18 protein-coding genes and 3 pseudogenes are annotated in these 19,394 nt (G+C 68.8%); 11 read left to right on the forward strand and 10 right to left on the reverse strand.

From position 1 onward, the window contains the following. Window positions 1-159: 159 nt before the first annotated feature. The 7 genes from ABZ910_RS34925 (at window position 160) to ABZ910_RS34955 (ending at window position 9,818) form a co-directional block, all read left to right on the forward strand. On the forward strand, window positions 160-1,887 hold the full coding sequence (locus tag ABZ910_RS34925) for an ATP-binding cassette domain-containing protein (RefSeq protein WP_361373257.1): 1,728 nt from the start codon (window positions 160-162) through the stop codon (window positions 1,885-1,887). Window positions 1,888-2,096: 209 nt separating this feature from the next. Next, window positions 2,097-3,338 carry a bifunctional class I SAM-dependent methyltransferase/NUDIX hydrolase gene (locus ABZ910_RS34930; protein ID WP_361373224.1) on the forward strand — a complete coding sequence of 414 codons (1,242 nt, stop codon included), beginning with the start codon at window positions 2,097-2,099 and terminating at the stop codon, window positions 3,336-3,338. Between the two features lie 135 nt (window positions 3,339-3,473). After that, the gene (locus tag ABZ910_RS34935) at window positions 3,474-5,144 is read left to right on the forward strand and encodes an allantoin permease (RefSeq protein ID WP_361373226.1); all 1,671 of its coding nucleotides are present in this window, start codon (window positions 3,474-3,476) and stop codon (window positions 5,142-5,144) included. A gap of 303 nt (window positions 5,145-5,447) precedes the next feature. Beyond that, on the forward strand, window positions 5,448-6,476 hold the full coding sequence (locus tag ABZ910_RS34940) for a GNAT family N-acetyltransferase (RefSeq protein ID WP_361373228.1): 1,029 nt from the start codon (window positions 5,448-5,450) through the stop codon (window positions 6,474-6,476). Continuing rightward, complete coding sequence (locus ABZ910_RS34945; protein ID WP_361373230.1) at window positions 6,473-7,936, forward strand: ABC transporter substrate-binding protein; 1,464 nt, start codon at window positions 6,473-6,475, stop codon at window positions 7,934-7,936. Before ABZ910_RS34940 ends, ABZ910_RS34945 begins: the two co-directional genes overlap by 4 nt. Then, complete coding sequence (locus tag ABZ910_RS34950) at window positions 7,930-8,952, forward strand: sugar ABC transporter permease (protein ID WP_361373232.1); 1,023 nt, start codon at window positions 7,930-7,932, stop codon at window positions 8,950-8,952. The genes ABZ910_RS34945 and ABZ910_RS34950 overlap by 7 nt, the downstream gene beginning before the upstream one ends. After that, window positions 8,949-9,818 carry a carbohydrate ABC transporter permease gene (locus ABZ910_RS34955; RefSeq protein WP_361373234.1) on the forward strand — a complete coding sequence of 290 codons (870 nt, stop codon included), beginning with the start codon at window positions 8,949-8,951 and terminating at the stop codon, window positions 9,816-9,818. Before ABZ910_RS34950 ends, ABZ910_RS34955 begins: the two co-directional genes overlap by 4 nt. Before the next feature lie 90 nt (window positions 9,819-9,908). Here the strand turns inward: ABZ910_RS34955 and ABZ910_RS34960 are convergent, their stop codons facing one another. From ABZ910_RS34960 to ABZ910_RS34975, 4 genes and pseudogenes are all read right to left on the reverse strand, one after another. Further along, window positions 9,909-10,568, reverse strand: a complete 660-nt coding sequence (locus ABZ910_RS34960) for an alpha/beta hydrolase (protein ID WP_361373236.1) — start codon at window positions 10,566-10,568, stop codon at window positions 9,909-9,911. Window positions 10,569-10,797: 229 nt separating this feature from the next. Further along, on the reverse strand, window positions 10,798-11,151 hold the full coding sequence (locus ABZ910_RS34965; RefSeq protein WP_361373238.1) for a hypothetical protein: 354 nt from the start codon (window positions 11,149-11,151) through the stop codon (window positions 10,798-10,800). Between the two features lie 259 nt (window positions 11,152-11,410). Continuing rightward, window positions 11,411-12,391: an aldo/keto reductase gene (locus tag ABZ910_RS34970; protein WP_361373239.1), complete on the reverse strand. Its 981-nt coding sequence runs from the start codon at window positions 12,389-12,391 to the stop codon at window positions 11,411-11,413. Between the two features lie 158 nt (window positions 12,392-12,549). After that, window positions 12,550-12,740, reverse strand: a pseudogene (locus tag ABZ910_RS34975) (IS5/IS1182 family transposase); the annotation flags it as partial. A 222-nt stretch (window positions 12,741-12,962) separates the two neighbouring features. Here ABZ910_RS34975 and ABZ910_RS34980 point away from each other — a divergent pair. Then, window positions 12,963-13,571, forward strand: coding sequence for a hypothetical protein (locus ABZ910_RS34980; RefSeq protein ID WP_361373241.1), 609 nt, complete (start codon window positions 12,963-12,965; stop codon window positions 13,569-13,571). Here the strand turns inward: ABZ910_RS34980 and ABZ910_RS34985 are convergent. Beyond that, window positions 13,532-13,749 (reverse strand): annotated as a pseudogene (locus tag ABZ910_RS34985) (transposase); the annotation flags it as partial. The gene ABZ910_RS34980 and the pseudogene ABZ910_RS34985 sit on opposite strands and share 40 nt — an antisense overlap. A 32-nt stretch (window positions 13,750-13,781) precedes the next feature. Beyond that, the gene (locus ABZ910_RS34990; protein WP_361373243.1) at window positions 13,782-14,360 is read right to left on the reverse strand and encodes a TetR/AcrR family transcriptional regulator; all 579 of its coding nucleotides are present in this window, start codon (window positions 14,358-14,360) and stop codon (window positions 13,782-13,784) included. Between the two features lie 91 nt (window positions 14,361-14,451). On the opposite strand from ABZ910_RS34990, the gene ABZ910_RS34995 reads away from it, so the two are divergent. Together ABZ910_RS34995 and ABZ910_RS35000 are read left to right on the forward strand one after the other, a co-directional pair. Further along, the gene (locus ABZ910_RS34995; protein ID WP_361373245.1) at window positions 14,452-14,898 is read left to right on the forward strand and encodes a DUF1772 domain-containing protein; all 447 of its coding nucleotides are present in this window, start codon (window positions 14,452-14,454) and stop codon (window positions 14,896-14,898) included. 196 nt (window positions 14,899-15,094) lie between these two features. Beyond that, on the forward strand, window positions 15,095-15,859 hold the full coding sequence (locus ABZ910_RS35000) for a class I SAM-dependent methyltransferase (RefSeq protein WP_361373247.1): 765 nt from the start codon (window positions 15,095-15,097) through the stop codon (window positions 15,857-15,859). An 83-nt stretch (window positions 15,860-15,942) separates the two neighbouring features. On the opposite strand, the pseudogene ABZ910_RS35005 reads toward ABZ910_RS35000, so the two are convergent. Both ABZ910_RS35005 and ABZ910_RS35010 read right to left on the reverse strand, forming a co-directional pair. Continuing rightward, window positions 15,943-16,782 (reverse strand): annotated as a pseudogene (locus ABZ910_RS35005) (MFS transporter); the annotation flags it as partial. A gap of 55 nt (window positions 16,783-16,837) precedes the next feature. Then, entirely contained in the window at window positions 16,838-17,272 is a 435-nt protein-coding gene (locus ABZ910_RS35010; protein ID WP_361373249.1) for a DUF6069 family protein, read from the reverse strand. A 163-nt stretch (window positions 17,273-17,435) separates the two neighbouring features. Between ABZ910_RS35010 and ABZ910_RS35015 the strand changes: the two genes are divergently transcribed. Then, the gene (locus tag ABZ910_RS35015) at window positions 17,436-17,924 is read left to right on the forward strand and encodes a MarR family transcriptional regulator (protein ID WP_361373251.1); all 489 of its coding nucleotides are present in this window, start codon (window positions 17,436-17,438) and stop codon (window positions 17,922-17,924) included. Between the two features lie 198 nt (window positions 17,925-18,122). Here ABZ910_RS35015 and ABZ910_RS35020 read toward each other — a convergent pair whose 3' ends face one another. Together ABZ910_RS35020 and ABZ910_RS35025 are read right to left on the reverse strand one after the other, a co-directional pair. After that, entirely contained in the window at window positions 18,123-18,977 is an 855-nt protein-coding gene (locus ABZ910_RS35020) for a DUF3626 domain-containing protein (protein ID WP_361373253.1), read from the reverse strand. A 154-nt stretch (window positions 18,978-19,131) separates the two neighbouring features. Further along, window positions 19,132-19,394: glyoxalase (locus ABZ910_RS35025; RefSeq protein ID WP_361373255.1), on the reverse strand; the 263-nt coding region annotated here is incomplete at its 5' end.

Genomic DNA, 19,394 nt, shown 5'->3' on the forward strand with positions numbered 1-19,394 from the left:
CCACTGCGCGAGATGCGCACCCCGGCCCGTGCACTCGCTCATGCACACCAGAACACCCTTGTGTGCCGTCACGCATCAACAGCTCACAACCCCCTCGGTGAGGCCTCGTTCCGCAAGCTCTGCGCGCAGGTGCCGAAGGTGCTGCACCGCATCATCGGGATGTCATGGCGCATCGACCGCCAAGCGGTTCTGCTCCTCCTCTCCTGCCCCGTCGTCACCGGCGCCGCGGCAGCGGTGCAGTTGGCGGCGACCGCCGGCGCGATGCGCCCGATCCTCGGCGCGGGCGCCGTCGCCGAACGGCTTCAACAGGCTTTGCCGGCCCTGGTCCTCGTCGGTCTCGCGGCCGGTCTGACCCGCGTCGCCGCCGCCGTGGCCACCTATGCCGAGCGGCGCATCACCCCCCGTCTCACCACCGAGACGGACACCGCCCTTGTGGCAGCCGTCTGCCACGTCGAGGCGTCGGCGTACGCCGTGGACGGCTTCTCCGACCGGCAGGAGGCCGCGGAGATGGGCGTGCTCCGAACCCAGGTGATGGTCACCGACGCACAGCGCTTCCTGTCCGCCCTGGTCAGGATGGTCACGGCCGCCGGAGCGCTCAGCGTGCTCAACCCTCTGATGCTGCCGCTGCTGCTCCTCGCTGTACTTCCGGCGGGCGTCGGCGCGGTGCTGACCGCCCGTGTGGACTACGAGATCCACTACGCCAACATCGCCGACCGCAACGTACGCGGCATGATGCGCTGGTGGTCGACGGCTCCCAAGTACGGCGACGAGGTCCGCGCCAACTCGATGACCGACTACCTGCTGTTCTGGTACCGCTCCCTGTCCGACCGCTGCGATCGGCGCACCCTGGCAGGGGCACCGCGCACGCTGCGAATCTCGCTGCTCTCGTCCCTGGTCCCCGGCGTCTTCCTGATGGCGACGTGGGGCGCGCTCGCCTGGCTCGCCACCTCCGGCCGCATCGCACTGGCCCTCGCCGCGACGGCCGTCGTCGCCGTGCAGACCACGCTCGCCGCCCTGTCCCAGGTGATCATCAACGGCGCCGCTCTCTTCCACACCAGCCTCTACCTCTCCGATATGCAGGCCTTCTTCGACGACGCCGAGACACGGGCACCCCAGCGCGGCACACTGTCCGTCCTGGCGCCCGTGGAGGAGATCCGGCTGGAGGAGGTCGGCTATCAATACCCCGGTAAAGACAAGCCGGCCGTCGACGGCGTCTCACTCACCCTGCGCCGCGGCGAGATCCTCGCCATCGTTGGTGTCAACGGCTCGGGCAAGTCGACGCTGACCCGCCTCATCACGGGGATCTACCTCGCCGACAAGGGAAGCGTCAGCTGGAACGGCATGGATCTCGCCGCGACCGACCCGGCCACGGTCTGGCGACGGACCGGCCTCGTCCCCCAGATCTTCGCCCAATGGCCGCTGCGGGTGCGCGAGAACGTGACGCTCGGTCAGCCCCGAACCCACAACGACGGGCCCGTGTGGGACGCGGTGGACGCCGTCGGTATGCGCCAGGCGATCGAGGACCTGCCCGCCGGCCTCGACACCCTCCTGGCCCGCGAGATCTTCGGCGGGGCGGAACTGTCCGGCGGACAGTGGCAGCGCCTAGCCTGCTCCCGTGCTCTGTACCGCCGCCCGGAACTGCTGATCCTTGACGAGCCCACCTCCCAGATGGACCCACGCGGCGAACACCAGATCTTCGAGCGGATCAAGGCCATCGCCGCCGACCGCATCACCATCGTGGTCACGCATCGCCTGGAGAACACCAAAGTCGCCGACCACATCGTGGTCATGGAGGAAGGCCGTATCACCGAACAGGGCCAGTACGACGACCTGGTCCACGCCGGTGGCACCTTTGCCGAACTCCTCGCCCTGTCGCAGGACCGCTGACCAACGCCCCGCCGCGCCGACCCGACGTTCCGACAGCCGACAGCCGACAGCCGACAGCCGACAGCCGACAGCCGACAGGAGTCACCATGCGCCCCTCCGACGACGAAGTCCCAGGACACACTGCTTCGCACCCCGAGACACCGGCGCCCCCGAAGACACCATTGCCGCGCTCCAGTGGGGAGTCGCACGCGAGCGGATCGGCTGACGCCATGAACACCGTGAGTCCCGCGAACGCCGAAGAGATCAACACCGAGGTCTGGCGCGCCTACGGAACACACCACATCCAGCGCGATACACCCCTGCCCGAAGTGGACCGTATCGCTTGGGGCCCCTCGGCGACCGGGCCGGCGGACGAGATCCTCGGCGACCTGAGGGGGCTGCGCGTACTGGACCTCGGATGCGGCACCGCCCGGCATGCCGCACACCTTGCCCGTACCTACGACGCGGTGGTGGACGCCGTCGATTCCTCGTCCAGCCAGATCGAGCGCGCCCACGCCCGCTACCCCGACGTGCCCGGACTGAGGCTCGTCCACGCGGACGCCGTCGAGCACTTGCGTACGCAAGCACCGTACGACGTGATCTACTCCCTCAGCGCCGTCCACTTCCTCGACCCCCACCGCCTCCTGCCCGCCCTGGCCGCGGCACTCAAGCCCGGGGGCAGGCTGTGCTTCACCGTGCTGCACACCAACTCCCATGGCGACGGTCCCGCCACTGTCGCCGCCACTCCGCGCCCGGAGGTCCTGCGTCTTGCCGGCGGCGGTGACCTGACCGGGCACATGTGGGTACTCGCCCCCGAGCTGTGGGAGGACCTGCTGGTGCAGTGCGGGCTGCAGGTGGAGCACGTCACCGTCCTCGACGCGCCGGAACCGAACAACCGTGCCTCGTATCGGCTGTTCCAGGTCCGCCGGCCCGTCCGCATCACTTCCCGCCCCCGCACAGCCAGGCCACCCGCGCCGCAGGCGGCGGCCGGCGTCGGTGCCGTACTGCTCGGGCCGCGGGGGCTGTTGCTGGGCCGCCACCGCCTGGGGACGAGGGAGTTGCCCGGCGGAACCGTGGAGCCGGGCGAGTCCGTGGAGGAGGCAGCCGTTCGCGAACTCGCCGAGGAGACCGGCCTGAACGCCCACCCGGCCGACGTCCGTCTCCTGGGCATGCTCCTCGACCAGGTCGACGAGGTCGTGCGCATCACCTTCGGCGCGATCGTCACCAAGTGGCACGGGGAGCCGGCCGACCAGCCGAACGAGAGTGTGGGCGACTGGCGTTGGTGGCCCCTGGACCCCCTGCCGCCGAACCTTTTCGAGTGCAGCGCCCAGATCCTCACCGCCTGGCACCCTGCCTTGCCGATCGACCACCCGCCCGCCCGCTTCACTCCCTTCGCCGACTTCACCCCCTTCACCGCCCCGTCGCCCGCTGACTCACCGCTTCCCGCGCCGGACCGACACCGGCCGTCGTGAGCCCCAGGAAACGATCCGTTCACCGCACCTGGGAGTTCCGGGAAACACACGGTTTCTAGCGTGTCCGCTCATGGAGTCGCCGCTGTATGCACGCGCTCCCGCCCTCAGCGCCACCGCACCCCCGAAGGGCCGACCATGAGCAGCACCACCGAGTCACGTCCGACAGACGCGGGCTCCCCGACCGACCAGGCGGCCAAGGAGACTCTGGAGGACTACACCCTCCGCTTCGCGCCCCGGAGCTACCGCCGCTGGACCCCGATGGTCGTCGCGACGACCGCGCTGGGCGGCATCGCCTACATGGCCGACTTCTCCATAGGCGCCGGTATCGGTCTGGCCCACGGCACCGGCAATGCGCTCGTGGCGATCGCCGTCGCCGCGGTCGTCATCTTCGTCACCGGCTTCCCGCTGGCGTACTACGGCGCCCGCTACAACATCGACCTGGACCTGATCACCCGCGGCTCCGGCTTCGGTTACTACGGGTCGGTCCTCACCAGCGTCATCTTCGCCAGCTTCACGTTCATCTTCTTCGCCCTCGAAGGCTCGATCATGGCCCAGGGCCTCAAGCTCGGCCTCGGACTGCCGCTCTGGCTGGGCTACGCCGTCTCCACGCTGATGGTGATCCCATTGGTGGTCTACGGCATGAAGGCGCTCAGCAAGCTCCAGGTGTGGACGACCCCGATCTGGCTGGTGTTGATGGTCGCCCCGCTGGTCTACCTGATCTCCACCGATCCCGGCACGGTCGACCGCTTCCTCGCCTACCCGGGCGCCTACGGCGAGGGCGGCGTGAACACCGCGTCCGTACTGCTGGGCGCGGGCGTGTGCCTCTCCCTCATCGCACAGATCGGCGAGCAGATCGACTACCTCCGCTTCATGCCGCCCAAGACCGAGGCCAACACGAGGAGTTGGTGGACCGCCGTCGTCATGGCCGGCCCCGGCTGGGTGGTGCTCGGCGCGCTGAAGCAGGCCATCGGGGTCTTCCTCGCCGTGTACATCCTCGCCCGGGTCGGTCCCGCGGCGGCACCGGAGCCGATCCAGCAGTTCCGGGGCGCGTTCGATGCGATGATGCCGTCCTGGCTGGTCGTCCCGCTGGCCGTGGCCCTCGTCGTGATCAGCCAGATCAAGATCAACGTGACGAACGCGTACTCCGGCTCGCTCGCCTGGACGAACTCCTTCACCCGCGTCACCAAGCGCTATCCGGGCCGCATGGTCTTCGTCCTGGTCAACCTGGGCTTCGCGCTAGCCCTGATGGAAGCCGACATGTTCAGCTTCCTCAACAGCATCCTCGGCTTCTACTCGAACTGCGCGATCGCGTGGGTGGTCACCGTGGCCACCGACATCGGCATCAACAAGTACGTGCTCAAGCTCTCTCCGCGCACACCAGAGTTCCGGCGCGGCATGCTGTACGCCGTGAATCCGGTGGGCGTCGTGGCCTTCGTCTCCGCCTCCGGGCTGTCCATCGCCCTGTACTTCCACGCCCTCGGCGACACCCTCCAGCCGTACTCCCCCATGGCGGCGGCCGTCATCGCCTTCGTCCTCACCCCGTTGACGGCGATCGCCACCAAGGGCAGGTACTACCTGCGCCGCACCGACGACGGCATCGACGAGCCGCCGCTCGACACGGAGGGCAACCCGAGTGCGACGTCGTACGACTGCCACGTCTGCCGCCAGCCCTACGAGCGCCCCGACCTGACCGCCTGCCAGACCCACGACGCCGTGGTCTGCTCGCTGTGCCTGAGCACGGACAAGGTCGGCGACCACGTACTGCCCGCGCAGACGACGGCCCCGACGGTCGCGACGGCCGTCTGAAACGTACGGCCGGGCGGCCAGGGGTCCCTCCGCCCGGCCGCCTCCCCGGCCCGGGGAGCTTCCGTCGTGAAACTGGTCAGCCTGTCCGGCACGCGCAGCAGCTGAGAGCCGCGCCGGCTGTGATAAACCAGTTCAAAATTCCAAGACCGGCACGTACAGATGTTCCTGACACGCTTCGGGATGTCACCGGCAGATAGGGGCAAAAGATAAGAACGGACGACCGCGCCGGTTCGGTGACGACCGACACCGCACGACCGCACGCGTCGTCCGTACTTGCCGGCGTACGGAGGGACAACCTCGTCGATGACCGATCGCACGACGAAATCCCGGGCCGAGGCCCGGGCCATGACGTCGGCCTTGCCGTCGGCCGAGGTCTCGGCCGAGATGCGTGGCTTTCGTGCGGGTGACGGCCCGCAGTTGGTGGAGGTGTGGTGCCGGAGTGCGCCGGCGGACCCCATCACCCCGGACCGCTTCCGCTCCCTGGTGCTGCTCGACGCCAACTTCGATCCGGAGGGGCTTCGGGTCGCCGTCGACGGTGACCGTGTCGTCGGCGCCGCCTACGCGGTGCGCCGTCTGACGCCGATGACCGGCACAGACCTGGAGCCGGAGCAGGGCTGGATCCCGTTCTTCTTCGTCGACCCGGCCGCCCGTGGGCACGGCCTCGGCCGCCGGCTGCTGACCGACGCCCTCGACTGGCTGCACGGCCACGGCCGCACCCGGGTGGACTTCGCCTCGTACACCCCGCACTACATTCTCCCCGGCCTGGACGCCGAGGCGTACCCGGAGGCGGCCGGGCTCCTCGCATCCCTGGGCTTCCGCACGCTGTACGAGGCAGCGGCGATGGACCGCAGCCTGGTCGGCCATCGTTTCCCGGAGAACGTCGTGCTCCGCCTGGACGAACTGACGGCGCGGGGTTACGTGTTCGCCACCCCGGCCGACGACGACCTGGTGGAGCTCGTCGCGCTCGCCGGGAGCCACTTCAGCCCGGACTGGGCGCGCGCGATCCGGGAGTGTCTGGCCGCGGGCGCTCCGCTCGACCGGATCGTCGTCGTACGGGATCCGTCGGGCCGCCTGGTCGGCTGGGCGATGCACGGCGCGTACGAGTCGGTGGACGAACGGTTCGGGCCGTTCGGCGTGCTGGAGGAGATGCGTGGCACGGGGCTCGGCCAAGTGCTGCTTCACCTGGTCCTGGCACGGATGCGGGCGCGCGGGGCGCACTCCGCGTGGTTCCTGTGGACCGGCGAACGGTCTCCGGCGGGCCACCTGTACCGCAAGGCCGGCTTCACCACGACCCGGGTGTTCCGCGTGATGCGCCGGGAGGCCGCCCGATGACGCAACCCGGCCGCGCCCCCACCTCACGCCGCGCCGGCGGCCATTTGAGCCGCCGTCACTTCGCGCTCGCGCTCCCCTCCGCGCTGCTCGTCTCCGGCGTCTCAGGCATCTCCGGATGCGCGGCGCCCCACCAGGGCACGGGGCGGCCCGGGGATCCGATCGTCCTCACCCTGCTCTCCCACTACGCGAGCGGTGCGCTCAAGGAGGCTCTGCAGGGCCCGGTCGACGAGTGGAACGCCACGCACGACCGGGTCAAGGTGCAGACGAAGGCCGTCGAGTTCACGGACCTGCTGACCACCTTCATGGTCCGGCAGGCCGCGGGCCAGGGCGCCGACATCATGCAGCCGTACTGCCTGTGGAACGGCCAGCTCGTCCAGGCCGGCGTCCTGCGGCCCGCTCCCTCCGAGCACGCCGAGGAGATCAGGCGCGGCTACGGCAAGGCGGCTGTCGCCTCCTCGTCGGTGGGCGGCAAGGTCTACGGCTACCCCACCGAGGTGCAGACGTACGCCCTCTACTACAACAAGCGGCTGCTGCGCGAGGCCGGCTTCGACGGCCCTCCGCGCACCTGGCAAGAGTTGGAGGAGGCGGCCTACCGCACCACCAAACGCGACCAGTACGGCAACACGCTGGTCCAGGGGTTCGGACTGTCGACGTACGACGACTCCACCACCGTCGGCCAGACGCTCGCCCTGCTCAACGCCGCGGGTGGAACGTTCGTCTCCGCGGACGGCAGGCGCACCACCATCGACTCGCCGGCAGGTCGGGCCGTGTTCGATCTGGAGCACCGCCTCGTCGCCAGAGGAGCGAGCGCTCCCGGCGTCAACGTCTACAAGGCGTTCCCGTCCGGTCAGGTGGCCATGGTGGTCAGCGCCGGCTGGTGGACCGAGAACCTGAAGGAACTGATGGGCAAGGACTACCGCGACGTCGGCGTCGCGCCGGTGCCCGTCCCCGAGGCGAGCGACGAGCACGCCACGCTCTCCACCGGTTTCATGCTGGGAGTCAACGCCGCCGGCAAGCACCCGCGCGAGGCCTGGGAGTTCCTGCGCTGGCTCAACACCGAGAAGGTGCGCGTCAAGAGTGCCGAGGGGGGCGGGGAGAAGGGCACCGACGAGAGCCCAGAGAAAAGCACTGCCAAGGGCGCCACGAAGGTGCGCGCGAACAGCGCCGCGAAGGGCACGACAGTGACCCGGATGAGCTCCCTGCAGGTGTCGGTCGGCTCCATGACCGGCCGTGCCGACGACATGAGGACGCTCCTGGGCCGGGGCGGAGATCCGAACCTGCGCCCGTTCCTGGACGCGCTGGCCTACGCGGTGCCGGAGCCGAACGTGCCCGGCGCACAGCAGGCCAAGTCACTACTGCGCAAGAACATCGAGGCGTTGTGGACCGGTCAGCAGTCGGTCGACGAGTCACTGCGCATCACCCGCCGTCAGGTCGATCAGGAGGTGTCGCACTCATGGTGAACGCCCTGACCTCGGGGACGCCGGGCACGACCGAGGGTGCGCCGGGCCCGCTGTCCACCGCGCCCGCCGGTTCTGCCGGTTCTGCCGGTTCTGTCGGGCCTGTCGTCGACGGCCGTATCCGCTCTCTGTCCCAGACCCGGACCCGGCGCCGCCAGTCCGTCGTCGCCTACCTCTTCCTGGCGCCGACGCTCCTGTTCTTCACGGTCTTCCTGATCCTGCCGCTCGGCTTCGCGCTGCTGCTGTCGATGTCCCGCTGGGCCGGGTTCGACCTCGCCGACATCGATCCCGTCGGCCTGGACAACTTCACCAGCCTCTTCGCGGACGGATCGACGTTCCTCGCGCCGATCCTCACCAACACGCTGCTGTTCGCGCTCGGTACCGTGGCCCTCGCGCTCGCGGGCTCCGTGCTCGTCGCCACCTGCATCGACAAGCTGTGGTTCCAGGGACTGTGGCGCACCCTGTACTTCCTGCCGATCGTCACGACCGTCGTCGCCGTCGGCAATGTGTGGAAGTACATGTACGAGCCGGGCGGCCTCGTCAACGGCATCCTCAACACCCTCGGGCTCGGTTCGGTGGCGTTCCTCCAGGACCCGGACACCGCGCTGCCCTCGGTCGTGGTCGTCCAGGCCTGGGCGTCGCTCGGCTCGGCGATCCTCATCCTGACCGCCGGGCTCAAGTCCATTCCCGAGTCGTACTACGAGGCCGCCGCGCTCGACGGCGCCGGGCCCGTCACCGTCTTCTGGAAGATCACGCTGCCGTTGCTGCGGCCGTCCCTGCTGTTCGTGTGCATCACTCAGTTCATCGGCGGCCTGCAGTCGTTCGCGCTGATCATCGTGATGACCAAGGGCGGCCCGGGTGACGCGACGAACGTGGCCGCGCTGGAGATGTACCGGCAGGCTTTCAGTTACGGCGACTGGGGAACCGCGAGCGCCGCCGCCTTCGTGCTGTTCGTGGTGGTCCTCATGGTCACCCTGGTGCAGTTGTGGATCTTCCGGCGCAAGGGGGAGGACGCATGAACCGCCGCCGTTTCCCGTGGCTGTCGTATCTACTGGTCGTGACCGGCGCCGTGCTCACGGTGGTGCCGTTCCTCGACATGGTGATGACGTCCTTCAAGGGGCCCGGCGAGGCCGGCACGCTGCCGTACCGCTTCCTGCCCAAGGCGTTCGACCTGTCCAACTACCGAGCGGCTGTTCAGCAGTTGGACCTACCGGTGCTGTTCCGCAACAGTGTCGTCGCCACCGCCCTGATCACCGGGTCGGTGCTGCTCACGTCGTCGCTCGCCGGCTACGCGCTCGCCAAACTCCGCTTCCCCGGCCGGAACTTCATCTTCCGTCTCGTGCTGTCGACGATGATGTTCCCGCCGTTCCTCTTCTTCATCCCGCACTTCCTGATCCTGGTGCACTGGCCGCTGACGGGCGGCAACGACCTGCTCGGGCGCGGCGGCGCGGGCCTGACCGTCAGCATCGTGGCGCTCGCCATGCCGTTCCTCGTCAACGGCTTCGGAATCTTCCTGATGCGCCAGTTCATGGTCTCGATCCCGGACGAGGTCCTGGAGGCCGCGCGCATCGACGGAGCGGGCGAGTTCGCCGTGTGGTGGCGGATCGTCGTCCCCCAGACCAAGCCGGTCCTGGTGACGCTGGGGCTGCTGACCTTCGTCGACGCCTGGAACGAGTACATCTGGGCGCTGCTCGTCTCGACAGCCAACCCGGACGTGATGACCCTGCCCGTCGGCATCCAGCTCCTGCAGGACTATGTCGACCCGACCCGCACGATGCCCATCGTCATGGCCGGCCTCGTACTGAGCATCCTGCCGGTCCTGGTCCTCTTCCTGCTGCTGCAGAAGTACTACATCCGCGGCGTCATGCTCAGCGGCCTCAAGTAGAACGACCGTAGAACGACGGACACTGCGTCGGGGGCGGCCAGGCTCGGGGGCCAGCCGCATCGAATGGGCATCGAGTCGTATGGCGGAGCATCAAGTCGTACGGGCGAGGTCGACCAGGTGCCGGGCTGTGCCGGCGGGATCGACGATCTGATGGAGGTGCTCGCCGGGCAGATGTGCCGTACGCCAGCCGCGTGCGCGCGCCTCGGCGGCAAGGTCGTCGTACGGCGGGCCGAACAGCAAGTAGGAACAGGGGTGGTCGTCCCAGCCGTCGGGGACCGGGATCTGCTGCTCGTAGTAGGACAACGGCAGCATGGGCTGCTCCTCGACGACTGTCTCCCGCACCATCGGGTCGGAGAACATGGGTGCGACATCCGCCTCGTCCCACCAGTCGGTCCAGCGCGGCAGCCTGCCGTTCACGGCCATCGGGCGAAGGAACGCCAGCAACTCGGGTGAGGCGACAGGGGTCGGTCCGGGCCGGGCCGGAAGTGCGGCATCGACGAAGATCGAGCCGGTCACCGGCTGGTCGAGACCCGAGCGGATCACCGGAACGAACAAGCCCGCGTTGCTGTGTGCCACCAACGTGACGGGGCTGTGGGCCGATACCTGCCGGAGGTCGTCGCGGACGGCGCTGACGACGTGAGGCCAGAAGGGCGGAGCACCGGCGCCCACGTGGAGCAGGGACGGCACCCGTACCTCGCATCCCGCCGCTGTCAGCTGTTCGGCCACCGGGCGCCAGGTCGAGGGACCCACGGACGGACTGTGCACGAGAACGAAAGTCGACTGCATACGACGATCCTGTCGCCGATGCCATGGAGGGCGCGACGGTCTCGGCCGAGAGCAGAACGCATCGCGTCGTAGGAAGTTCACACATGACCGCGGCGAGTTGGACGCCCTGGTGGGCCACTGCCTGGGAACCCGCAGCGGACCCGCTCTCCTCCCCCGAGAGGAGAGCGGGTCATCTCTTGGGTTGGGGCCGGGATCAGCGGAGCTTGCCGCTCATGCCGACCGCACCGACGCCCTTCGGGCACTCGGCCTTGTTGTAGCCGTACCGCCAGTACGGCTTGCTGTTGTACCACTTGCCGTTGGCGCACTTCACCTTGACGTGCACGAGGTACCCGGGGCACTTGGCGTGGGCCCGGCCGCGGCCGTAGGCGTAGTCGAGCCACCTCGAGCACTTCGCCTTGGCGGACACGACGCCCTGCGCGGTGTGGGCCGGTGCAGTGTGGGCCGGTGCGGCGGGCGCGGCGGTGGCCGCCGGCACCCCGGCGAGGGCGACCCCGCTGCCGAGGGCGATCGATGCGACCCCGAGCGCCAGGCGCTTCGTTGCGATCATGACGTGACTTCCTTCCCGTTCGGGCGGACTCGGGACGGGGGTTGAGTCCCGTCCCGGGTCCCTCGGTGGCTACGTCACCGACATTGCCCGGCCGGGCCGCGGCGGTCCACGGTCGCCGCCCGAAGCGGTGCAATGCGGGATGACCCATGCCCTGACCTGCGGGAATTCCCCGTCCCATGACGAAGTCGTGGGACGGGTCGGTACGGCGGCAGGGCGCCACGGGCGCGTTCAGAAGGTGGTCAACGGTGATCCAAGGTGGTCAGTGGTGGCCGAGGACTCGGTGGGGCTGGTAAGGCGCCTCCAGGCGGGCGATCTCCTCCTCGCTCAACGACACCTCCACCGCCGCGATCGCATCGTCCAGATGGTCCAGCTTGGTCGCGCCCACGATCGGTGCGCTGATCGCAGGCTTGCCGAGCAGCCACGCCAGGGCGATCCGGGCGGCCGGCAGCCCGCGTTCACCGGCGACCTCGCGTACCGCGTCGACCACGTCGAAGTCAGCCTCCCCATACAGTTCCTCGGCGTACTGGTCGCTGCCCGCGCGCACCGTGAGCTGCTTGCCGCCGCGTTCCCGCGAACCGGCGAGCAGCCCGCGCGCCAGTGGGCTCCACGGGATGCAGCCCACCTGCTGGTCGAGGCAGAGCGGGATCGTCTCGCGCTCCTCCTCGCGATAGGCCAGGTTGTAGTGGTTCTGCATCGACACGAACTTCGTCCAGCCGTGCCTCTCCGCCACGTGCTGGGCCTTGGCGAACTGCCAGGCGAACATGCTGGACGCCCCGATGTAGCGCGCCTTGCCCGCACGCACCACGTCGTGCAGCGCCTCCATCGTCTCCTCGATCGGCGTCTCGTAGTCCCACCGGTGAATCTGGTACAGATCCACATGGTCCGTGCCGAGCCGTCGCAGCGAGGCGTCGATACCGGAGAGGATGTGCTTGCGCGACAGGCCGCCGTCGTTGGGTCCTGGGCCCATCGGGAAGTAGACCTTGGTGGCGAGCACGTAGTCGTCACGGCTCGGGAAGAACTTGTCGAGCAGTCGCCCGGTGATCTCCTCGCTCACACCGTGCGAGTACATGTCCGCGGTGTCGAAGAACGTCACACCGGCCTCCGTCGCTCGCCGCACGACAGGCTCCGCCGCCTCCTCGTCCAGGAACCACGCACGCCGCGCGGGATCGCCGTAACTCATCATGCCGAGACAGACCCGCGAGACCTTCAGCCCTGTCGAGCCAAGCCTGATGTACTCCATTTCTTCTTCCCCCGACCTCGTCATGGCCGACTGCCTTGGTGCAGAGGCCTGTTGGGGGAACGCTATTCCGGTCGACGCGGACAACGCGAGACAATTGGGCGGGCTGCCGCCGCACGCGAGGCGCGCGGGGTCACGTTCGCACCACGTGTTCGCCCCCTTTTTTTCGCCCGGACATGGGCGGTATCGAGGACGACGCGGGTGACGTCGATGAGGCCGACGTCGTCGAGCCGGTGCAGGACGGCTTCGTGGAGGCGGCGGCCCTAGACGCCGGCCCAGGACCAGATCAGAAACCGGCGGTGAGCGGTCGACTTCGAGATGCCGGCGGCAGAGACCGCCAGGCGCAGCCAGTGTTGGTGGCATGGAACGTTGGTTTAGTGGCTGTGTGAAGGGGACAGTCGAGTGGACCGGCCATCGCATGGTGGATGAAGGCGTCCGAGAGGCAGCCTTTCGTTTCTCGCGAAAGGAAGGGGTTGTTCCGGGTGTGCTCTGGCTGCCGCCTTCCCCTGCCTTGTCGCCTCCTGCCCTGGTTTTGCTGGGACACGGCGGCAGCGGGCACAAGAGGAGTGAGCGGGTGAGCAGTCTGGCCTGCTGGTTCGCGTCGCGTGCCGGAGTCGCCGCGCTCGCGATCGATGGGCCGTACCACGGCGATCGGGTCCTTGGCCGCCCAATGCCGGCCGCCGAGTACCAGCCGCGCATCGCCGAGGAGGGCGTCGAAGTCGTTCTCGATCGGATGGCGGACGACTGGCGGACGGTTGTGGATTCCCTCGGGGCCCTCGGTATCGCGGACACCGCAAACCTTGCCTACCTGGGGATGTCGATGGGGACACGCTTCGGCCTTCCGTTGGCGGCTGCGCTCGGCGACCGAATCCGGTGTGTTGTCTTCGGCAAGTTCGGCCTCCAGCAAGGGCCCGGCATACCCGCCGGCTTGAACGTGCCGCAACGCGTCGCGGCAGACGCACGACGGATCACCGCGCCGGCTCTCTTCCACGTCCAGTGGTACGACGAGGTCTTCCCCAGAGCGGGCCAACTGGCGCTCTTCGACGCGCTTGGATCAGGCGACAAGCAACTGATCGGCTACGCGGGCTCCCATGCGGAGACCAAGCCAGAAGCCGTCGCATGCTGGCGCGACTTCATTGCGCGTCACCTCCGCAGCGTGCCTGACCCGGCGAGTCTGCGGTAGCAGATGAAGGTGCAGGCAATGCTTTGGTGAAGGCGAGGAAGTGCTCCGCCTTGCGTTCGTTGCGGCGATGGAGCCGTCGGCGCCCGGCGAGCCAGGACATGGTGCGCTCGACGGTCCAGCGGTGCCGGCCCAGGCGCTGGCCGGAGTCGATTCCTTTGCGGGCGATACGGGGCCCGAGGACCCCGGTTGCGTGCCCGCCGGGACGGTGCGTCAGACCATGGCGAGCCGGTCCACCAGCAGCTCCACCCGCCACTCGGTGTACTCCGGCGGCAGCCGTCCCGCTCGGGTCAGGGTGGCCACCCCGTGCAGGGCCGCCCAGAACACCTCGGTGAACAGCCCCGGGTGGACGCCGTCACCGGCGACCTCGCCGAGGCTCTCCAGCAGGGCGGCGAAGGCGTCCTTCAGAGGCTCAGGCGTGTCCTCCTGCGCGAACGCCAGGCCGCCGTCGAGCTGGAACAGGGCGTCGTAGACCGCCGGGTTGCGCTCGGCGAAGTCGAGGTAGGCGTGGGCGAGGGCGGTGACCCGGGCGCGAGGGCCGTCCGCGGCGGAGGTCGCGGCCCGCAGTGCCGCGGCCATCTCGGTGGCGCCTTCGAGGGCGACGGCGGCGATGATCTCGCGCTTGCCGCGGAAGTGGCTGTAGAGGACGGGCTGGCTGTACTCGATGCGCTCGGCGAGCCGGCGGGTGGTGACCGCGTCCCAGCCCTGCTGCTCGGCGAGTTCACGGGCTGTCGCCACGATGAGGCGCTCACGCTCCGCCCGTTCGCGCTCCTTGCGTTCTTGTACCGACATGATTCGATCCTAGCATCGCTAGCCAATCGAGCAGCAGCAGTACTAGCGTTGCATCATCATCTAGCGTCGCTAGATTCCAGGAGGGGTCATCATGCTCAACGCACTCGAGGTCTTCACCACCGTGGTCGTCGGCGTGATGGTGGGGGTGGAGTTCTCCGTCGCCTTCGTCATCAACCCGATCCTCAACGCACTCCCCGGCGACAGTGGCCAACTCGGCCACGCCCACGGGGGCCGGATGCTCGGTGCCGTGATGCCGGTCTGGTACATCACCTCGCTCGTCCTCGTCGTGGCCTGGGCCATCGCCGGACGGCACCACCACGGCACCGGCCTCGTCGTCACTGCCGGCGTGCTGCTGATCCTCAGCGTGATCATGTCGATCCTGCTGCTCGTCCCGATCAACAACCGGAACAAGACGTGGACTCCCGAGAACCGACCCGAGGACTGGAGGGAGCAGATGAACCGCTGGCTCCGCTTCCACTACGTCCGCGTCGCCGTGATCATCGCCGCCTTCGCCCTGCTGGTCACCGCCCTCGTCTGAGTCCGCGGACCGACACCGCGCTGATGGCGCACAATCCCCACTCCCCGGGCGGCAGCTGGCCACCGAAATCCCGACATCGGGGAATGCAGCTGCCGCTGAGAGCCGGCAACAGCGGCGCACTTCGCCGCGCCCGCTTGGCGCCGTAACCCGAAAAAGCAGTGGCCGCGCGGGCTCGGGGCCTCGTACGTTCGCCTCCATGGTTGACGCAATGTTCGGGCATCCGCGCCTCGCCGCCATCTACGACCCACTCGATCCGGACCGCAGCGATCTCGACGCGTATCTCGCGATGACGGAGGAGTTCGGCGCGCGGTCCGTGCTGGACATCGGGTGCGGTACGGGCGTGTTCGCGCTGCTGCTCGCCGAGCGCGGGATTACGGTCACCGGGATCGATCCCGCGCGGGCGTCCGTCGACGTCGCGCGTAGCAAGCCGGGCGCGGAGCGGGTGCGCTGGCTCGAAGGCGACGCTGGGGACCTGCCGCCCATGCAGATCGACCTGGTCACGATGACCGGGAACGTCGCCCAGGCGATCGCCGATCCGCAGGCGTGGCGTACGACGCTGCGCGGCGCGTACAAGGCGCTGCGGCCCGGCGGGCGGCTTGTCTTCGAGACGCGCGATCCGGCGCAGCGCGTGTGGGAGGAGTGGGCGGAGTGGACGCACGAGACCACGTACCGCATGACGGACATCCCGGGCGTCGGTCACGTCGAGACCTGGGCCGAGCTGACGGACGTGTGCCTGCCGCTGGTGAGCTTCCGGGGAACGCACGTGTTCGCTGCGGACGGGGACGTACTGACCTCGGAATCGACACTTCGCTTCCGCGAACGTACGGAGATCGAGCGGGACTTGCACGAGCACGGCTTCATCCTCGAGGACGTACGCGACGCACCCGACCGGCCGGGCGGGGAGTTCGTGTTCGTGGCGCGGCGCGGTACCGCGGAGCCCGTCCCTCCCGGAACGCCCTAGTGCTGGGTTCCTCTTTGGCTGGGTATATGTAGTAGTGGCGGGGTAGTTGACGGTGCTCGGGGGCGGGTGCTGAGCGATGGTTACCCGACAGGCCAGCAGGCCCGCAGGATCCCGGCGGCGAGCATCACCTTGTGCTGACCGGACCGCGCCACGAGCCGACGCGCCAGGCGTGAGCCGAGGAGGCCGCCCACGCAAGGGGCCGCGAACATCGGGCCGTACTGCCAGGGCGCGAACCCGATGCGGCCCAGCAGGAGTACAGCGAGCAGCGGCTCGGAGGCCATGATCAGGCCGTTGACCGCGATCGCGTTGAAGAACAGCGGGCGCAGCACGGGGTGCGTGAGGATGTGGCGCCATCCTTCGAGCAGATCGGCCGCTCGCAGCCGCGCTACGCCGGTCCGCGTGGGGTGCGGTTCCGTCCCGCCGATGGCGCGGATGCCCAGCGCCGAGAGCAGGTAGCTGACCGCATCGACCAGCACGGTCGTCACCGGGCCGAACATCCCGATCGCGGCCCCGCCGAGCGGTGGTCCGACCGTGGTCGCGGTCCATGTCGTCGACTCGAACCGGCCGTTGGCGACGAGCAGGTCCGGCGGCGGCAGAAGTGCCTTCAGTTACGCACCACTTGCCGCGTTGAAGGCGATGTTGGCCGCCGCGACGACGGAGACGACGAGGAGTTGGGCGAAGCTGAGCAGGCCGAGCGCGAACGCGGCGGGGACGCTCACCAGCGCCGTGAACCGGGTCAGGTCCATCGCGATCATGACCGGCCGCTTGCGGCGGAACTCCACCCACGGACCGAGCGGCACCGCCACCACGGCCCCCACGGCCCGTCCCGCGGCAGCCAGCGCCGCCACCTGGGCCGGACCGGAGTGCAGCACGAGAACCGCGATCAGGGGAAACGCACCGACGAACGGCCTGCGGCGGATCACCGTACCCCCGGCTGCTCGGCCGGGGGTACGGCCCGGCCGAGCAGCCGCCGCGTCGTCAGGCCTTGCGACGGGTGAGTGCCGCCAGCAGCACGACGGCGGGGATGAGGTGCAGGGGGATCAGGCACAGGGCAGCGGTGTCGCTGACGCCGGGCTGGGTGGCCTGCGAGGCGCCCAGCAGGCTGAGCGGCGAGGCGACGCTGAGCACCGCGACGACCGACGCGATGATGGCGAAGATCCGCTCCGGACGCGCGGCGAAGCGCCGTATCAGCAGAAACACGCCGGTGCCCACCAACATCGTGATGAGCGTGGCCGCGATCACGGCCACGGGCTTCAGACCGATGAAGCGCGAGTCGAGGTTGAACACGGCGGTCGCGGCGATTGCCACGATCACGTTGACGACCGCGGCGACAAGTGCGGCGACGGCACCGCGGGCCCAAACGGTGCGGGTGGATACGGCAGCGGGAGCGGCCTTGATGTCGGCGGTGTTCACGACGGGTCCTTCCGGGTGAGTCAACGGCGGAGCCACGTGGCACCACCATGAATATTGAAGACTCAACATAACACCAGTTATTAGCTCGCCAGTGAGATAAATATGAACGACTATCCTGTCAAGAGCGCACCGCGCGTACGGAAGGATGACGGGAGCACATGGAGTGACGGAGCCGACACGACCCGACGGTCATGGCGAATGCAACGCCGGCGATGTCGCCCTGCTGGACCAGTGGCACACGCTGTACAGCGGCTTCCGTCGGCTCACCGACGAACTCCTCGCCGATGTCGAGTCCGAGACCGGGGTCGCGCCGTCCTCGTTCGAGGTGCTGTGGTTCCTGACCATGAGGCCCGCCCAGGCGGCCCCGATGCACCAGCTCACCCGGATCCTCGGATTCTCAACGGCCGGCACCACCAAGGTCGTCGACCGACTTGCCGACGCCGGCCTCGTCGAGCGTCGCCCCTCACCTTCGGACCGCCGGGTGACCCTGGCCGCGCTCACCGCGGCCGGCGCCGAGGTGGCGACCTCCGCCGCCCAGACACTCGCCTCGGCTCTGCGCCAGCGCGTCCTCGACCCGCTCGGCAGCGAGCGCTTCGCGTCCCTGGCCGCCACCGTCGGCTCGCTTTCATCGGGAACCTGCGCCGAGGCCTAAGGCTGCCGTCGAAGTGCCACGCCCGCATCAGGAGTGACGCGCTTGCGGGCACCTGCACCCCCCTGTTTGACGACAAGTCCTAGGGAGCGTGCGCATCACCGCGGCCTTCCCTGAACTGGCGCCGCTGGCACGCACGGCGACCCGGTTGCACCCCCGAACCCACCAAATGAGATGACGCCTCAACGTGCGTGACTTCTGTCAGCTGTTGCCGAGCTTCCCGAAGCGGGCCAGGCAGTGCCAGACCCTCTTGAGATCCTGGAGGGCGTATCGACCCGAGCGGGCAGCGAGTCCGATGATCCTGGGATCGAGTCGGCCGTCGACAGCGATCTCGGTGCCCAGGTCCACGTATGCCTGGCCGCGGTAGTTCGGATGGCGTCGCAGTTCAGCTACGGCGAGCCGAAAGCCTGGATGCCATTCGACCGGGCACGGCAGGCGTCGTGCAGCGGATTCGACCTCTGTTCCGCGATAGCTGGGATCCAGCACCAGTGCCTCCACGTCACCGCCGAATCTGACCGGGCCGTGAATCTGGGCCTCGATGTGGCAGTCCAGGGGATCCGCATCCTCCGTCTCAGCAAGCTCGATGAGCGAGCAGCGGTCGGCGACGCCGAAGGCGGACGGCTCGGCGGAACTGTCCGGGTAGCAGAACGTAGTACGCGTCAGGGCCTCAGCCGTGAGCCTGAAGTACGAGGAACCGAATCGCGGAGCGCCACCGATCGGATCGCGACGGTAGTTCAACGCACCGTACACCGGGCGCTGTTCAGCCGTGGCGTCGTCATACGCGCCGGCGAAGATTCGACTCTCCCAGCGCCAGCGGTCCCCGCCCGGGTGAGCGGTCAGTCCACCATTGCTCGTGCCTGTCACGAACTGCGAGCGATAGACACCGTCGTCCGCCATCTGGGCCAGGATGGGGCGGTTCTGACGATTCCCCGCGGCTCGATCAGGATGAAAGTGCATCGTCACCCTTAGGTCACGAGGAAGCGGCTTCCCTCTGGACAAGGCCGCGACATGTCGCAGAGCCCTTTCCTGAAGCGACTCGGCGATGTCGGCACCCATGCGAGGAGTGTGCAGGGACCGCCGTGGTCAACGCACTTCCATTTGTACGATCCTCGGTACAACCCCTCGGTACGACCTCTTTGCACGCCCGCTGCCGCCTCCGCAGTCCAGGCCGGGCAGGATTGCGCGCCCACCGGTCCCGTCTTCACTCGGTTCAGGAGCTTTCGATGAGAATGAGGTTGTTGCCGTCCGGGTCACGCACAGCGAACATCGGCGGCACTGCGGGCCCCATCCGCGCGACCTTGGCATCCGCATCGACGCCGCGTGCGCGCAGGGCCGCGTGGTCGGCGTCGGCGTCACGCGTTGTAAGACGGATGCCGTCCGGGACCGTTCCTAGAGACTGAGCGGGAGTGAGTCCTGCTGTCAGGACTCGTGCTCGGTCGTGTGCCCCGAACGGTTTTGGGCACGCTGGTCTCC

This window comes from Streptomyces sp. NPDC046805, from assembly GCF_040645355.1.
GTDB lineage: Bacteria > Actinomycetota > Actinomycetes > Streptomycetales > Streptomycetaceae > Streptomyces.

What these genes read in the sequence shown, in the direction of transcription:
- ABZ910_RS34925 (WP_361373257.1), top strand. Translation starts at nt 160, where the DNA reads ATGTCATGGCGCATCGACCGCCAAGCGGTTCTGCTCCTCCTCTCCTGC.
- ABZ910_RS34930 (WP_361373224.1), top strand. Translation starts at nt 2,097, where the DNA reads ATGAACACCGTGAGTCCCGCGAACGCCGAAGAGATCAACACCGAGGTC.
- ABZ910_RS34935 (WP_361373226.1), top strand. Translation starts at nt 3,474, where the DNA reads ATGAGCAGCACCACCGAGTCACGTCCGACAGACGCGGGCTCCCCGACC.
- ABZ910_RS34940 (WP_361373228.1), top strand. Translation starts at nt 5,448, where the DNA reads ATGACCGATCGCACGACGAAATCCCGGGCCGAGGCCCGGGCCATGACG.
- ABZ910_RS34945 (WP_361373230.1), top strand. Translation starts at nt 6,473, where the DNA reads ATGACGCAACCCGGCCGCGCCCCCACCTCACGCCGCGCCGGCGGCCAT.
- ABZ910_RS34950 (WP_361373232.1), top strand. Translation starts at nt 7,930, where the DNA reads ATGGTGAACGCCCTGACCTCGGGGACGCCGGGCACGACCGAGGGTGCG.
- ABZ910_RS34955 (WP_361373234.1), top strand. Translation starts at nt 8,949, where the DNA reads ATGAACCGCCGCCGTTTCCCGTGGCTGTCGTATCTACTGGTCGTGACC.
- ABZ910_RS34965 (WP_361373238.1), bottom strand. Translation starts at nt 11,151, where the DNA reads ATGATCGCAACGAAGCGCCTGGCGCTCGGGGTCGCATCGATCGCCCTC.
- ABZ910_RS34970 (WP_361373239.1), bottom strand. Translation starts at nt 12,391, where the DNA reads ATGGAGTACATCAGGCTTGGCTCGACAGGGCTGAAGGTCTCGCGGGTC.
- ABZ910_RS34990 (WP_361373243.1), bottom strand. Translation starts at nt 14,360, where the DNA reads ATGTCGGTACAAGAACGCAAGGAGCGCGAACGGGCGGAGCGTGAGCGC.
- ABZ910_RS34995 (WP_361373245.1), top strand. Translation starts at nt 14,452, where the DNA reads ATGCTCAACGCACTCGAGGTCTTCACCACCGTGGTCGTCGGCGTGATG.
- ABZ910_RS35000 (WP_361373247.1), top strand. Translation starts at nt 15,095, where the DNA reads ATGGTTGACGCAATGTTCGGGCATCCGCGCCTCGCCGCCATCTACGAC.
- ABZ910_RS35020 (WP_361373253.1), bottom strand. Translation starts at nt 18,977, where the DNA reads ATGGGTGCCGACATCGCCGAGTCGCTTCAGGAAAGGGCTCTGCGACAT.